The organism is Rhizobium sp. 862_C5_N1_2, assembly GCF_051811205.1.
Taxonomy (GTDB): domain Bacteria; phylum Pseudomonadota; class Alphaproteobacteria; order Rhizobiales; family Rhizobiaceae; genus Rhizobium; species Rhizobium leguminosarum.
Genome location: NZ_JBPWPT010000001.1, coordinates 4,279,729 through 4,293,355, shown reverse-complemented (window position 1 = coordinate 4,293,355; position 13,627 = coordinate 4,279,729). Strand labels below are relative to the sequence as shown.

Genomic DNA, 13,627 nt, shown 5'->3' with positions numbered 1-13,627 from the left:
CGTTTGGACCCGGAAGGATTATTCGTACGTTCATATGTCAGGGCCTCCGGTTCGAACACGCCGTCGGCGCTGAAAAAGAGGTGCAGGTGAATGTCCCCCCGTTTTTTGATTCCGCTGATCGCTAGCGTTGTTTTCTCAGGCCCGTTGCAGGCCGAGGACGGCACGCCGAAAGGTGTCGTCGAACTCTTCACGGCGCAGGGCTGCTCCTCCTGTCCTCCCGCTGACGCCGCTTTCCGCAAGCTGGTGAACCAGGGTGATGTCATCGCGCTCGCCTATCATGTCGATTACTGGAACTATCTCGGCTGGGCCGATACGCTGAGCTCCAAGGAAAACACCGAGCGGCAATACGGCTATGCCAGGACGATGGGCCGAAGCAACGTCTACACGCCGCAGGCCATCGTCAACGGACGCGGCCATCTGGCCGGGGCCGATCTCAACGGCATCAACAGCAAGATCGACACCTTTAGCAGCGAAGGCAACGGGCTGACCGTTCCCATCAACGCCGCGATGCGCGGCGACGAACTGGAAATCAAGATCGGCGCCGGACAGGGCAAAGCCAATGTCGTGATGGTCTATTTCGACAAGGAAAAGACAATCGACGTCGAAAAGGGCGAGAACAGCGGCCAGAAGATCTCCTATCTGCACAGCGTCACCAATGTCGAAACCGTCGGCATGTGGGACGGCAAGGCGACCAGTCTGACGCTGCCGGCCAGCGTCCTGCAGCGGCCGCAGCTCGAAGGCTGCGCGATTCTGCTGCAATCGGCGACCGCAGACGGCGATCCGGCAGCGATCCTTGGCGCAACCGTGGTGATGGCTGGAAAAAATATCTGAAATTTCATCCGGTTACGGATGAAATACTGGGGCGGCCCGGCCGAGCGTATTCGGGGCTGGGGTTAAGGTCGATACGCTCCGCCGGGCCCTTTGGCGCGCTGGCGCCAAACTGGAATTCATAAATCTCCTGCAAATGAGGCGCTGTTTTGACTGAAATGCGGCGCTGTCGAGAAAGCGTTGGCCTGCCCAGCGCATCATGCCTTCCGAAAATCGGACCCAACTTTCGGAAGGCATGATGCGCAGACTCGAAGTGCTACAGCGCCCTTGCGCGAGAGACGCGCGGCGCTGTGGTGCGGCCGAATGTGGCGGCTGGCACTCTTGCAATTTGCGGCGGCTCGGGCAAACTGTCACTCTCCTGTCATATGTGGAGGCCTTGTGAGACTGATGACAGATCAGCCGGATTTGCGACACGGCGAAAGCCGTTCCGTCGACCACAGTTCCTCAGTCGTCGTCGATCTCAGGGAATACAAGCAAAGCAAGGACCCGCTTCCGGTGACCTTTCACCGGCGCGAACTGGACGCCATCCTCTGGATCTACGGCCGTATGGTCGGTGACGGTGAATGGCGCGACTACGCCATCGATCACCTGAAGGACAGGGCAGTCTTTTCCGTCTTCAAGCGTTCCGGCGAAATGCCGCTCTTCCGCATCGAGAAAAACCCGAAGCTCGCCGCCAAGCAGGGCGCCTATTCCGTCATCAACACCAACGGTACGATCCTGAAGCGCGGTCACGAGCTGAACCAGGTGCTGAAGGTGTTCGACAGGGCCCTGAAGCTCGTCGAAAAGTAAGCCGCACTACAGCGCTGCGCCTCTTTCCAAACGCGCGAAGCACGATGCGCTAGCCGGAAAACAGCGTGGCGGGATAGGCTGAGGGGTTCGGATCAGTGCCCATGCCCTCGCCGAGGACGCGCTGCATAAACATCGTATCCAGCCAGCGGCCGTGCTTGTAGCCAGTGCCCTTCATCAGACCGACCTCCTCGAAGCCGGCTGCGCGATGAAGCGCGATCGAGGCGGGGCTGGCGCCGCCAATGACGGCTGCCATCTGACGGAAACCGAGTCCGGTGCAGCGGTCGATCAGTTCGGCGAGCAGCGCCTTGCCGATGCCCCGGCCGCGGGCCTCAGGCGCGAGATAGATCGAATCCTCGACCAGCCAGCGATAGGCGGGACGCGTGCGAAACGCCGAGGCATAGGCGTAGCCGAGCAGGCTTCCATCCGCATCGGTTGCGGCAATATAGGGATATTGCTGGCTGACGATCGCCGCAAAACGTTGCGCCAGCTCGGCCTCGGTCGGCGGCACGATCTCATAGCTCGCAACGCCGTTCAGGACGGATTCGCGGTAGATATCGGCGATGGCGGGAATATCGGCTTGCGAGGCTTTGCGCAGGAGGAAGGACATTGGCGGCTGGTCCAGCGGGAGGGCAGGGCTCCTCTAAAACCATTCCTGCAAAGCCAGTGCAACAAAAAAAGCCGATGCAAGCCCGTTTGCAGATGATCATCAACGACATGCCCTGCCGCAGCTACTCTAGAATTTGGATCCTCAACCTTTCGGCTTGCTTGCGCGCCTGGCGCCTCACATACAGGACCAGCAATGGCGAGAAGACGAAAGCCATGGCGACGTGAACCACAGCAGAGAGCACCAGGTCACTTCCTCTATTCGGGTCGATAGGTATCAGGTGCCAGTAGTCGATAGCCAGAACCCCTGAAATTGCGCCGGCCAAGGCGGCAATGGCGGCGCTGAGCCAAGCAACGACCGAATAGAGCAGGCTATCGGGCAGTCGCTTCGCCAATAGTACTGCAACGACAATGCACGGGATGAAAACAAATCCTTGCAGTAGCATGCCCCTACCCCCTCCGGCATTCACCCACAATAAAGGCGGCCGAAGCCGCCTTTTCGATCTCAGTCTGCCCTGCTTATTTACGGTTGCCCATGAACTGCAGCAGGAACATGAAGAGGTTGATGAAGTCGAGATAGAGCGTCAGCGCACCCATGATCGCCTTGCGACCGGCGACGGCGACGTCATCGGCTTCCAGGTACAATTCCTTGATCCGCTGCGTATCGTAGGCGGTGAGGCCTGCGAAGATCAGGACGCCGAGCACCGAGATCGCGAACTGGACGGCGGACGACGCCAGGAAGATGTTGACCAGCGAAGCGATGATCAGGCCGAAGAGACCCATCATCAGGAACGAGCCCATCGCCGACAGGTTACGCTTCGTCGTGTAGCCGTAAAGCGACAGCGCGCCAAAGGAGGCGGCGGTGACGAAGAAGGTCTGAACGACGCTCTGGCCCGTGTAGATCAGGAAGATCGACGAGAGCGACAGACCGACGAGCGCAGCGTAGACCGCAAAGGTCGTCTGGGCGGCGGCCACCGTCATGGTATTGATCCGGAAGCTCAGGAAGAACACCAGAGCGAGCGGCGCCAGAATGACCACCCACTTCAGCGGGCTTACATAGATCGCCTGACCGAAAGCGGTCAGTTCGCCATTGGCGAAGGCGAATTGGAACGACAGATATGCGGCCACACCGGTGATCGCCAGACCCAGCGCCATCAGGTTGTAGACCTTGAGCATATAAGCGCGCAGGCCTTGATCAATCATCTCGCCGGTCTGAGCGCGGCTTTGATAGTTACGAAGATCAGCCATAGTTTCCTCTTACAAGCTCCGATGGATATACGGTGTCGGGGTTTTCGACCCGGGCGCCGCTGCGGAGCTCCAGCATGCCTGCGAACAATATGAGGCTTTCGCCCATTGCAAACAAGAGGCTTGCAAAGCCTCGGCCGGTTAAATCGCCGTAAGGTGAAGGGTTTGAGTGCCGCTGCCCGGTCAGAGCTCGCGCAAAACGGGGGCCGCCTTCTGCCCAAGGATGCGCCAGGTGCCGATAAGGCCGATGCCGACGGTGAGGACGAGCGCGGTCACAAGCGTCAGTCCCGCCACGTCGGGCAGAAATGTCGAGGGCAGACGCATGATGCGGGCGACGATGAACCAGGCGGCAACGCCGCCGGCGATCAGCGCGAAGATTGCGGTCGCAAGCCCGAGGATCAGATATTCGTAGCTGAAGGCGCGGATCAGCATGGCGCGCGTGGCTCCGAGCGTCTTCAGCACCACCGCGTCGTGGGTGCGCGCCCGGTTTCCGGCGGCAAGCGCGCCGGCAAGGACGAGGATCGAGGCGATGAGGGCGACGGAGGCTGCGGCGCGGATCGCGGTCGCAAGCTGTGCGACCAGCTGGTTGACGATATCGATCGCGTCCTTGACGCGCACACTGGTGATCGTCGGATAGGTGTTGGTGACGGATTTCAGGATCGCCGCATCTTCGGCCGGTGTCGAAGAGGGATCGGTCAGCGTCGCGAGCCACGCATGCGGGGCGCCGCGGAAGGTATTCGGCGAGAAGACCATGACGAAATTGATCGACAGCGATTCCCACTCGACGCGGCGCAGATTGGCTATCTTCGCCGTAATGTTGCGGCCGAGCACGTTGACGGTGACCTTATCGCCGATCTTGAGGCCGAGCTCATGGGCCTCTTCCGAGGAGAAGGAGACGAGTGGCTCGCCGCTGTAATCCTTGTCCCACCATTTGCCTTCGGTGAGGGCGGCGTTCTCCGGCAGGGTTTCGGCATAGGTGATGCCGCGATCGCCGTTCAGCACCCAGCGGCCGGCCGCCGGCACGTTCATCTTGGTGACATCCTCGCCGTTGAAGGCGATGATCCGGCCGCGCAGCATCGGCACTTCGACAAGCTTGCCCCGCGGCGCTTGGCCCTGGACGAGATCGCGGAATGCATCGACCTCGGCGCTCTGGATATCGACGAAGAAGAAGTTCGGCGCACCCTCGTTCATACGGCCGGTCAGCTGCTGGCGCAGGTTCCCGTCGATCAGGGTGAGCGTCACCAGCAATGCCAGGCCAAGGCCGAGCGAGAGCACGACCGAGGGGGTCAGTGCGCCGGGGCGGTGGATGTTGCCGATCGCAAGCCGCAGTGCCGGCGAATTGACGCGCGGGCTGCGGCGCGCGAGCCAGGCAATCAGGGCGGCGACCAGGCGCAGGACGACGAAGGCAAAAACGATCGCGCCGACGAAGACGACGGCGATGAAGCGGTCATAGGCGGTGAGGATGGCAAGCCCGGCAAGGGCGGCCATGAACAGGGCGGCAAGCAGGATGTAGGGCCAGGAGGGCAGGTGGCGGGCCTCGAAGCCCTGTTCGCGAAAAAGGGCCGTCGCCGGCACTTCGCGGGCGTGGCCGAGCGGCAGGATGGCGAAGGCGAGCGTCGTCAGGATGCCGAAGAGCGTGGCGAGCAGCAGGGCGCCGGGATAGAGGGTCGGCGTCGTGGAGACCGGCAGGAATTGCGCCAGGAATTGCGCGGCAAACATCGGCGACAGGGCGCCGATGACGAGGCCGATCAGGATGCCGCCGAGAGCGATGATGGCAATCTGGAAGAGATAGATCAGAACGACGACCTGCGCCGGTGCACCGAGACATTTGAAAGTGGCGATGGTGGTGCGTTTGGAATCGAGGAAGGCGCGCACGGCATTGGCGACACCGACGCCGCCGACGATCAGCGCGGTGAGGCCGACCAGCGTCAGGAACTGCGAGAAGCGGGTGATGTTTTCGGTGAGCGAGGGCGCGGCACGGTCGCTGGTGCGGATCGCCCAGCCGGCGGAGGGGAATTCCTTGGAGGCGCGCGCCTGGATGCCCGACATCGCGGCCTTGTCTTCCAGCCGGATCTTGTAGGCGTGTTCGACCAGGCTTCCCGTCTGGATCAGCCCGGAGGCTTGAAGCGCCTGGCGGCTGACGAGCAGACGCGGCGCAAAGCCAAAACCTTCCGACAGCGCATCCGGTTCGGTTTTCACCGTGCCGGTGATGCTGAGCTTGACGTTGCCGAGCAGCAATTCGTCGCCGACCGCAAGCCCGAGCCGATCGAGAAGGAGGGGCGCTGCGACTGCGCCATAGGTGCCGCCTTGGCCCGAAAGCAGTGCTGCAAGCGGATAGTCCGGTTCGGCCACGAACTTGCCGTAGAGCGGGTAGGCGTCATCGACTGCCTTGACCTCGACCAGCGCCTGATCGGAACCGTCGGGCTTGCGGGCCATCGAGCGCAGGCCTGTTGACACCGAAACGGTGCCGAGGCCTTCGAGGAAAGCTATTTCCTGAGGTGTGGCTTCGCGGTTGTTGAGTTCGAAACGGACGTCGCCGGCCAGCAGCTCCTGCCCCTGCGAGGCGATCGTGTCGGTGATCGACTGCGAAACGGAATTGACGGCGGCGATGGCGCCCGTGCCGAGCGCGATGCAGGCAAGGAAGATGTAGAAGCCGCGGATGCCACCGCGCAGCTCGCGCAGTGCCAGGCGAAAAGCGAGCGAGACGCGTGGCGTGACGATCCTCATGCGATCGCCGCTTCGCTGCGGCGGGCGGCGCTGTCGCCCTCGATCCTGCCGGAGCGGACGCGAATCTGGCGCGAGCATCGGTTTGCAAGCGAGACGTCGTGGGTGACGAGAAGCAGGGTCATGCCGCGTTCGGCCTGCTTGGAGAACAGAAGGTCGGCGATCTGGCGGCCGGTCTCGGTATCGAGATTGCCGGTCGGCTCATCGGCGATCAGCAGGGCCGGCGAAGGGGCGAGCGCTCTGGCGATGGCCACGCGCTGCTGTTCACCGCCGGAAAGCTGACCGGGATAGTGGCTCAGCCGTTCGCCGAGGCCGACCGATTTCAGCTCGCGATGAGCGATCTCGAAGGCGTTGCTGACATTGGCGAGCTCGAGCGGCACGGCGACGTTTTCCAGCGCCGTCATGTTGGCGATCAGGTGGAAGGACTGGAAGACGATGCCGATGTTGCGGCCGCGGAAATCGGCGACCTGGTCCTCACTGAGGCTATGGAGCGGCGTGTCATTGATGTTGATCTCACCGCTGTCGAGTTTCTCCAGCCCGGCAAGCACCATCAGCAGGGTGGATTTGCCGGAACCGGAAGGGCCGACGATGCCAACGGATTCACCGGCAGCGATATCGAGATCGATGCCCTTCAGCACATGGACGGAGGCGGCTGCGCTGCCAAGGGTCAGATCGGCGCCCTTCAACTCGATAATGGTTTTTGCCAACAGAAATCGCCCTATATAAGTCCGTAATCGAATGGCCGCATAACGGCACCTCGCCAATCTAGGGAAGCAAGCATGAGATTTAAAGTTGCCGCCCTTCAATTCACCGTCATTGCCGTCTCGCTGATCTTTGCCACTGCAGCCGATGCCCGGACGATCAATCTCGTCGGTTTCGGGGACAGTTTGATGGCGGGCTATCAGTTGCCGCCCGGCGATGGCTTTCCGGAAAAGCTGCAGGCGGCCCTGAAGGCGAAGGGGCTCGACGTCACCATTGCCAATGCCGGGGTCTCCGGCGACACGACGACAGCAGGCCTTGCGCGCATCGACTGGTCGGTGCCCGACGGCACCGATGGCGTCATTCTCGAGCTTGGCGCCAATGATGCGTTGCGCGGCATCCCGCCGGAGGAGAGCGAGAAGAATCTCGATCAAATGATTACCCGGCTAAAGGAGCGTGGGATTGGCGTGCTGCTCGCCGGTATCATAGCGCCGCCGAACATGGGGGCGGATTATGCCGCACGATTCAACCCGATCTATCAGAAACTCTCGGAAAAACATAAGCTTCCACTCTATGCCTTCTTCCTCGACGGCGTCGCGCTGGAGGCCGACTTGAAGCTCGAAGACGGCATGCATCCAAATGCAAGAGGAGTCGACGTCATGGTCGAAAAGATGGAGCCTGCTGTCACAAATTTCGTCGAAACGATTTCTTCTGTGAAGAAATAGGGGCTTGCGCGGTTGTTGATTGCGTGATTCCGTGTGAGCACCTGCAAAAGATTCGGGGAGTGCTCGTGATGCCGAGACTGTTTACCGCCCTCGAAATTCCGCGCAATGCGGCGATGAGTCTTTCATTGCTGCGCGGTGGCCTCCCCGGAGCACGATGGATCGATGTGGAGAATTACCACATCACCCTGCGCTTCATCGGTGATGTCGACGGCCGCACGGCCGATGAAATCGTTGAACGCCTCGACCGGATCGACCGGCCGGAATTCCAGTTCCGGCTCGAAGGCATCGGTTCCTTCGGATCGAAGAAACCGCATTCGGTCTGGGCCGGCGTCTCGCAATCGCCAGAAATGTATGCCCTGCAAGGCGAGATCGAGCGCATCTGCCAGCGTATCGGCCTGCCGCCGGATCCCCGAAAATTCATGCCGCATGTGACGCTGGCGCGGCTCAAATCCTCGCGGCTCGACGATGTCGTGCAATATCTGGCGGGGCGCGGCAACTTCCACACCACAACCTTCACCGCACCGCGCTTCGTGCTGCTTTCGTCGCGCGAATCGGTTGGTGGCGGGCCTTACCTGACCGAGGAAGTGTTCCCGCTGCACGAGGCGCGCTCGACGCCCAGCGTTTCGAGCAGGCTGCAGCAGCCGGTCAAGAGCCTGGTGTAGACCAGTTCGAAACCGCCCGGGCCGCCATAATAGGGATCGGGAATATCCTCTCCCGTTCCCAGCGCCGTGTCACCGAAAAGGTGGATATTCGCCCCATGCGGCGCGCTCTTTTCGAGCGCCGCCAGGTTGTCGCGGTCCATGGCGAGGATCAGATCGAAATCCGTAAAGTCCTTCGGCCGGACGCGGCGGGCGCTCTGCCCCGATATGTCTATGCCGTGGCTTTTCGCGGTGGCGATCGAACGCTGGTCGGGCGGCTCGCCTTCATGCCAGCCGCCGGTGCCGGCGGAATCGATGGTAAAATCGCCGGTCAACCCCGCCTCGGCGACGAGATGGCCAAAAATTCCCTCGGCGAGCGGAGAACGGCATATATTGCCCATGCAAACGAAGAGGATGCTGATGCGTTTCATCGGTAACCTGTCGAACAGAGATGAGGACCATGGCATGAAAATGGAAAGACTGGAACGGACGGCGGCCGAGGCGCAACTGACCGAGCTTTCGGGCTGGGTGCTCAATGATGCGGGTTCTTCGATATCGAAGACGTTCAAGTTCGCAAATTTCGTCGAGGCTTTCGGCTTCATGACGCAGGCAGCACTTGCGGCCGAGAAGCTCAACCACCATCCCGAATGGTTCAACGTCTATTCCAGGGTGGATGTGACGCTGAACACGCATGATGCCGGCGGGCTGACGGAACTGGATTTCAAGCTCGCCAAAGCAATGGAGAAGGCTGCGGCGCGACGTGTCGTTTGAAAATGGGGCCGATTGAAAGGGGCCGATTGAAAGACTGGGCGCCGTCACCATATGTTCGCATGGACAAAAGGGATGCAGGGATGGACGAGGTCAAATTCGGCGAAATCCTCTTGCCGGGCGACGAGGACACCCAAAGCCGGCGCGAGAAGACCGTCAGGCAGAAATTCTGGCCGACGTTCCGGCGGGCGGTGCGACAGATCCCCTTCTCGCGCGATGTGGTCGCCGGTTTCTATTGCGCGCTCGATCCGCAGACGCCGACAAAGGTGCGCGGCGTGCTGCTCGCGGCACTCGCCTATTTTGTCATGCCGATCGACATGATCCCGGATATTTTCGCCGTCATCGGCTTTTCCGACGACATCGCCGTGCTTTCGGCCGCCTTCGCCATGGTGCGCGGCCATATCCGGCCGGGTCATTACGAAGCGGCCGACCGCGTTCTCGCCGACCGGCCGGAAGAAGCGATGAAGACGATTTAAAGCGCGTCGAATCGAGCTGGGATGTGACACGCTTGTTTCATGCGTGTCGTCATCTCAAAACCGGTGCGCCCTTCTGGGCGACATTGCATCAGGCGATTTCGCGTTCCAGCACCTTGCGGAGCTTGCCGAAGGCAAGCCGGATACGCGACTTCACCGTGCCGAGCGGCAGACCGGTCGCTTCGGCGATCTCCGAATGCGATTGACCGAGGAAGAAGGCGGCGCGCAGCATGTCGCGCTGTTCCTCCGGCAGTTGACCGACGGCGGCGCGTATCTTGGCGTCGCGATCGTCATTGGCGATGAGTTCTTCCGCGCCGATATCGGCCGGCGGCTGCAGGGCCGGATCAGTCTCATCGAAGATGCGGGTATTGGCGCGGCGTTGCATGTCGATGCGGCGATTGCGGGCAATGCGGAAAAGCCAGGTCGAAAGTGAAGATCGCGTGGCATCATAGAGGTCTGCCTTGTGCCAGAGCACGATCATGATCTCCTGGACCAGTTCCTCGGCCTCGCCTGATGTCATCCTCTGGCGCATCAGCCAGGCCTTCAGGCGGGGCGCGAAATAGTCGAACAGGATGGAAAAGGCCTGCTGGTCGCGATCGTTCGCGACGGCCTTCGCGAGGGCAGCGAAACGCTGTCTTTCCTCGGCATCCATATCCCCTCACCAGCCCCCTGCGGCAACAATTTCGTCCCGGATTTCCAAGTCTTAATGAGGTACAACGGATTTGGGAAAGGTCAAACTCTTGCCTGAATCTTTGTGTCTTAAATTCAGCCGAACGGACGATCAGTGCCATTGGGGCACGGTGTCGCGGTCGATACCGTCAAAGGGGCGAAAATTGACACTCGAGCTGAAATGACACAGGCAGATACAAATCGCAGCTATTGTTGACCATTTGGTAACCTGAATTAAGTCAAAATAAAGCAGATCGTGATTATGCGGCGCCCGCTATGATCGCTTCGGGCCTTGAATCGCAAGAACCGGCAGGAATCCATGTTTGTAAAAAGTATCGTATCCGCTCTCGCACTCACCCTTGTTATGGCCGGAGTTGCGGAAGCGCAGCAGGCCGCGCCGAACCGCATCCAGCAGTTCCAGGCATGGGGCGCCTACTCCTACAAGTCGGGCAGCAGCACCGTCTGCTACGTGCTTTCCGTTCCGACGGCAAAGCAGCCGGCAAGCGTCGACCACGGCGACAATTTCTTCATCGTCTCGCAGCGTCCGGGCCAGAACATTTCCTACGAGCCGCAGGCGATGATGGGCTACACGGTCAAGGAAAATTCGAAGATCAACGTCGTCATCGACAACAAGACCTTCGTGATGTTCACCAAGGACAAGGCTGGCTGGGTCGAGAATGCGGCGCAGGAGCCGGCCCTCGTCGCGGCGATGAAGACCGGTCATTCGATGACGGTCAATGCCGTTTCGCGCAAGGGCACCGGCACCTCCTACAGCTATTCGCTCTCGGGCATCTCGGCTGCCCTGAAGCAGATCGAAACCTGCAAGTAGGCGGTCCTTCCGGCCGCAGAATTTCAAGGGCCGGCCTTGCGCCGGCTCTTCTCGTTTCCATCTAAAGCGCGACGCGGTCTTTCAGATCCGCCTGCCGCGCTTTAGGAGTTTGGTTTGAGCGTGCCCTAATCGCAAAACCGCCGCGTGTTTTTGCGCGACATGCTTGATAGTGACGCGCGGGCAAAATGATGCTAAAGCCGGCGCCAACAGCGGACAGATCGCGATTTCAGTCGCCGTTCCGCCATTCAATTTCTGCTAATGTGCCGTCACGCACCCGCCAGTCTTCCGGCTTAGCCCTGAAGTTCGCAGGGCTAGCGGGGCGGTTACGTGTTCGAATTCGGGATGAAAGACTATGTCCGTCATGGATGCGATCGTTGTCACCAAGCCGCAGGCGCGCACGTCCGCCAACATCGAGAAACCCTCGTTGATCGGCCTGTCGCGTGAGGAGATGGGGGCGGCACTCCGGGAAAAGGGTGTGGCCGAGAAGCAGATCAAGATGCGCGTCTCGCAGCTCTGGAACTGGATCTATGTTCGCGGCGTCTCCGACTTCGACCATATGACGAATGTCGCCAAGGACATGCGGGAGATGCTGAAGCAGCATTTCACCATCGCACGTCCCGAGATCGTCGAGGAGCAGGTCTCCAACGACGGCACGCGCAAATGGCTGCTGCGCTTTCCGCCGCGGGGCGCCGGGCGTCCCGTCGAGATCGAGGCCGTCTACATTCCGGAAGAGGGCCGCGGCACGCTCTGTATCTCAAGCCAGGTCGGCTGCACGCTCACCTGTTCCTTCTGTCATACCGGGACGCAGCGTCTGGTGCGCAACCTGACGGCGGAGGAAATTCTTTCGCAGCTGCTGCTTGCCCGCGACCGACTTGGGGATTTCCCGGACCGCGAAGCGCCGCAGGGTACGATCATGCCTGCCGAGGGCCGCAAGGTCAGCAACATCGTCATGATGGGCATGGGTGAGCCGCTTTATAACTTCGATGCCGTCAAGCAGGCATTGCTGATCGCCACGGATGGTGACGGCCTGTCGCTGTCCCGGCGCCGCGTGACGCTTTCCACCTCCGGCGTCGTGCCGGAGATCTTCCGCACCGGCGAGGAAATCGGCGTCATGCTGGCGATTTCGCTGCATGCGGTGCGCGACGATCTGCGCGACATTCTCGTGCCGATCAACAAGAAGTACCCGCTGAAGGAGCTGATCGAGGCCTGCCGGACCTATCCGGGCCTTTCGAACGCACGGCGCATCACCTTCGAATATGTGATGCTGAAGGATGTCAATGACAGCCTGGAAGACGCCAAGGGGCTGATCAAGCTCCTGAAGGGCGTGCCGGCGAAGATCAACCTCATTCCGTTCAATCCCTGGCCGGGCACCAATTACCAGTGTTCCGACTGGGAGCAGATCGAGAAGTTCGCCGATTTCATCAATTCGGCGGGTTATGCTTCGCCGATCCGCACGCCGCGCGGCCGCGACATTCTTGCCGCCTGCGGCCAGCTGAAATCGGAATCCGAACGCATGCGCAAGACCGAACGTCTGGCCTTCGAGGCGATGATGATCGCCAATCACGGCGCCGACGACTGATCAGCAAGTTTGATCCTCGCTACAATTCTCCGCGATTGATTTCAGGGGGTGCTTTTCCTAAAAGTGGCGCCAAAATCATTCAGGAGGATCCCCATGCGCCCGATTTTGCTCGCTCTTGCCGCCAGTTTGGCCCTTTCCCTGCCCGCAAAGGCCGATGACGTCACCGTTGCCGTGACGGCGATCGTCGAACATCCGGCGCTCGATGCGGCGCGCAAGGGTGTTCTCGATGCGCTGACGGCCGCCGGCTACAAAGAGGGCGAGAACCTGAAATTCGTCTTCGAGTCGGCGCAGGGCAATCCGGCGACGGCAGCCCAGATCGCCCGCCAGTTCGCCGGCGACGAGCCCAATGTCATCGTGCCGATCTCGACGCCCTCGGCCCAGGCCGTCGTCTCCTCGACGCGTGACATTCCCGTCGTCTTCACGGCCGTCTCCGATCCGCTTGGCGCCCAACTCGTCAAGAACATGGACAAGCCCGGCGGCAATGTCACCGGCCTTTCCGATATGTCGCCCGTGGCCGAGCACATAGCGCTGATCAAGGAAATCCTGCCTGATGTGAAAACCATCGGCTATCTCTACAATTCCGGCGAGGCGAATTCCGTTTCGCTGCTCGCCGTGCTGAAGGCTGAAGCCGAAAAGGCTGGCCTGAAGGTGGTCGAATCAGCTGCCACCAAGTCGGCCGAGGTCCAGGGTGCGGCACGCGCGCTCGTCGGCCGCGCCGATGCGATCTACATTCCAACCGACAACACGATCATCTCCGCGCTCGAAGGCGCCGTCGCGGTTGCCGAGGAGAGCAAGCTGCCACTCTTTACCGCTGACACGGATTCGGTTTCGCGCGGTTCGATCGCCGCCCTCGGCTTCAACTATTATGATGTCGGCAAGCAGACCGGCGACATCGTCGTGCGCGTGCTGAAGGGTGAGAACCCGGGCGATATCGCGGTCAAGACCGCCGCCGGCAGCGACCTCGTCGTCAACAAGGCTGCGGCCGAGAAGATGGGCGTCACCCTGCCGCAGAGCGTGCTTTCCCGCGCTACCAAAGTCATCGAATAAACTAGGCGACT

16 protein-coding genes are annotated in these 13,627 nt (G+C 61.0%); 9 read left to right on the top strand and 7 right to left on the bottom strand.

What is annotated here, in order from left to right:
• Positions 1-90: 90 nt before the first annotated feature.
• Both ACD590_RS21200 and ACD590_RS21195 read left to right on the top strand, forming a co-directional pair.
• On the top strand, positions 91-831 hold the full coding sequence (locus ACD590_RS21200; RefSeq protein ID WP_018243966.1) for a DUF1223 domain-containing protein: 741 nt from the start codon (positions 91-93) through the stop codon (positions 829-831).
• 384 nt (positions 832-1,215) lie between these two features.
• The gene (locus tag ACD590_RS21195; RefSeq protein ID WP_439003564.1) at positions 1,216-1,617 is read left to right on the top strand and encodes a DUF2794 domain-containing protein; all 402 of its coding nucleotides are present in this window, start codon (positions 1,216-1,218) and stop codon (positions 1,615-1,617) included.
• A gap of 49 nt (positions 1,618-1,666) precedes the next feature.
• On the opposite strand, the gene ACD590_RS21190 is transcribed toward ACD590_RS21195, so the two are convergent.
• The 5 genes from ACD590_RS21190 to ACD590_RS21170 all read right to left on the bottom strand — a co-directional run bounded on the left by ACD590_RS21190 (position 1,667) and on the right by ACD590_RS21170 (position 6,896).
• Positions 1,667-2,224, bottom strand: coding sequence for a GNAT family N-acetyltransferase (locus tag ACD590_RS21190; RefSeq protein WP_439003297.1), 558 nt, complete (start codon positions 2,222-2,224; stop codon positions 1,667-1,669).
• Positions 2,225-2,345: 121 nt separating this feature from the next.
• A complete protein-coding gene (locus ACD590_RS21185) occupies positions 2,346-2,666 on the bottom strand; it encodes a hypothetical protein (RefSeq protein WP_439003296.1) in 321 nt (106 codons plus the stop codon).
• A gap of 73 nt (positions 2,667-2,739) precedes the next feature.
• Entirely contained in the window at positions 2,740-3,468 is a 729-nt protein-coding gene (locus tag ACD590_RS21180) for a Bax inhibitor-1/YccA family protein (RefSeq protein ID WP_011653891.1), read from the bottom strand.
• 180 nt (positions 3,469-3,648) lie between these two features.
• On the bottom strand, positions 3,649-6,192 hold the full coding sequence (locus ACD590_RS21175; protein ID WP_439003295.1) for an ABC transporter permease: 2,544 nt from the start codon (positions 6,190-6,192) through the stop codon (positions 3,649-3,651).
• Positions 6,189-6,896, bottom strand: a complete 708-nt coding sequence (locus ACD590_RS21170) for an ABC transporter ATP-binding protein (RefSeq protein WP_018448245.1) — start codon at positions 6,894-6,896, stop codon at positions 6,189-6,191. The genes ACD590_RS21175 and ACD590_RS21170 overlap by 4 nt, the downstream gene beginning before the upstream one ends.
• Before the next feature lie 72 nt (positions 6,897-6,968).
• Between ACD590_RS21170 and ACD590_RS21165 the strand changes: the two genes are divergently transcribed.
• Together ACD590_RS21165 and thpR are read left to right on the top strand one after the other, a co-directional pair.
• A complete protein-coding gene (locus tag ACD590_RS21165) occupies positions 6,969-7,613 on the top strand; it encodes an arylesterase (protein WP_018243961.1) in 645 nt (214 codons plus the stop codon).
• 68 nt (positions 7,614-7,681) lie between these two features.
• Complete coding sequence (gene thpR / locus ACD590_RS21160) at positions 7,682-8,275, top strand: RNA 2',3'-cyclic phosphodiesterase (protein ID WP_018448244.1); 594 nt, start codon at positions 7,682-7,684, stop codon at positions 8,273-8,275.
• Here the strand turns inward: thpR and ACD590_RS21155 are convergent.
• Positions 8,182-8,682: a low molecular weight protein-tyrosine-phosphatase gene (locus tag ACD590_RS21155; protein ID WP_115157121.1), complete on the bottom strand. Its 501-nt coding sequence runs from the start codon at positions 8,680-8,682 to the stop codon at positions 8,182-8,184. The two genes, thpR and ACD590_RS21155, sit on opposite strands and share 94 nt — an antisense overlap.
• Positions 8,683-8,716: 34 nt before the next feature.
• On the opposite strand from ACD590_RS21155, the gene ACD590_RS21150 reads away from it, so the two are divergent.
• The gene (locus ACD590_RS21150) at positions 8,717-9,022 is read left to right on the top strand and encodes a 4a-hydroxytetrahydrobiopterin dehydratase (RefSeq protein ID WP_439003294.1); all 306 of its coding nucleotides are present in this window, start codon (positions 8,717-8,719) and stop codon (positions 9,020-9,022) included.
• 80 nt (positions 9,023-9,102) lie between these two features.
• Complete coding sequence (locus ACD590_RS21145) at positions 9,103-9,495, top strand: YkvA family protein (RefSeq protein WP_012759347.1); 393 nt, start codon at positions 9,103-9,105, stop codon at positions 9,493-9,495.
• A gap of 88 nt (positions 9,496-9,583) precedes the next feature.
• Here ACD590_RS21145 and ACD590_RS21140 read toward each other — a convergent pair whose 3' ends face one another.
• Positions 9,584-10,144 carry a sigma-70 family RNA polymerase sigma factor gene (locus tag ACD590_RS21140; protein ID WP_113542440.1) on the bottom strand — a complete coding sequence of 187 codons (561 nt, stop codon included), beginning with the start codon at positions 10,142-10,144 and terminating at the stop codon, positions 9,584-9,586.
• A gap of 336 nt (positions 10,145-10,480) precedes the next feature.
• Between ACD590_RS21140 and ACD590_RS21135 the strand changes: the two genes are divergently transcribed.
• The 3 genes from ACD590_RS21135 (at position 10,481) to ACD590_RS21125 (ending at position 13,616) form a co-directional block, all read left to right on the top strand.
• A complete protein-coding gene (locus ACD590_RS21135; protein ID WP_018243956.1) occupies positions 10,481-10,990 on the top strand; it encodes an invasion associated locus B family protein in 510 nt (169 codons plus the stop codon).
• Between the two features lie 352 nt (positions 10,991-11,342).
• The gene (gene rlmN, locus ACD590_RS21130) at positions 11,343-12,569 is read left to right on the top strand and encodes a 23S rRNA (adenine(2503)-C(2))-methyltransferase RlmN (protein ID WP_018243955.1); all 1,227 of its coding nucleotides are present in this window, start codon (positions 11,343-11,345) and stop codon (positions 12,567-12,569) included.
• A 93-nt stretch (positions 12,570-12,662) separates the two neighbouring features.
• Positions 12,663-13,616, top strand: a complete 954-nt coding sequence (locus ACD590_RS21125) for an ABC transporter substrate-binding protein (RefSeq protein WP_130653238.1) — start codon at positions 12,663-12,665, stop codon at positions 13,614-13,616.
• Positions 13,617-13,627: the final 11 nt, after the last annotated feature.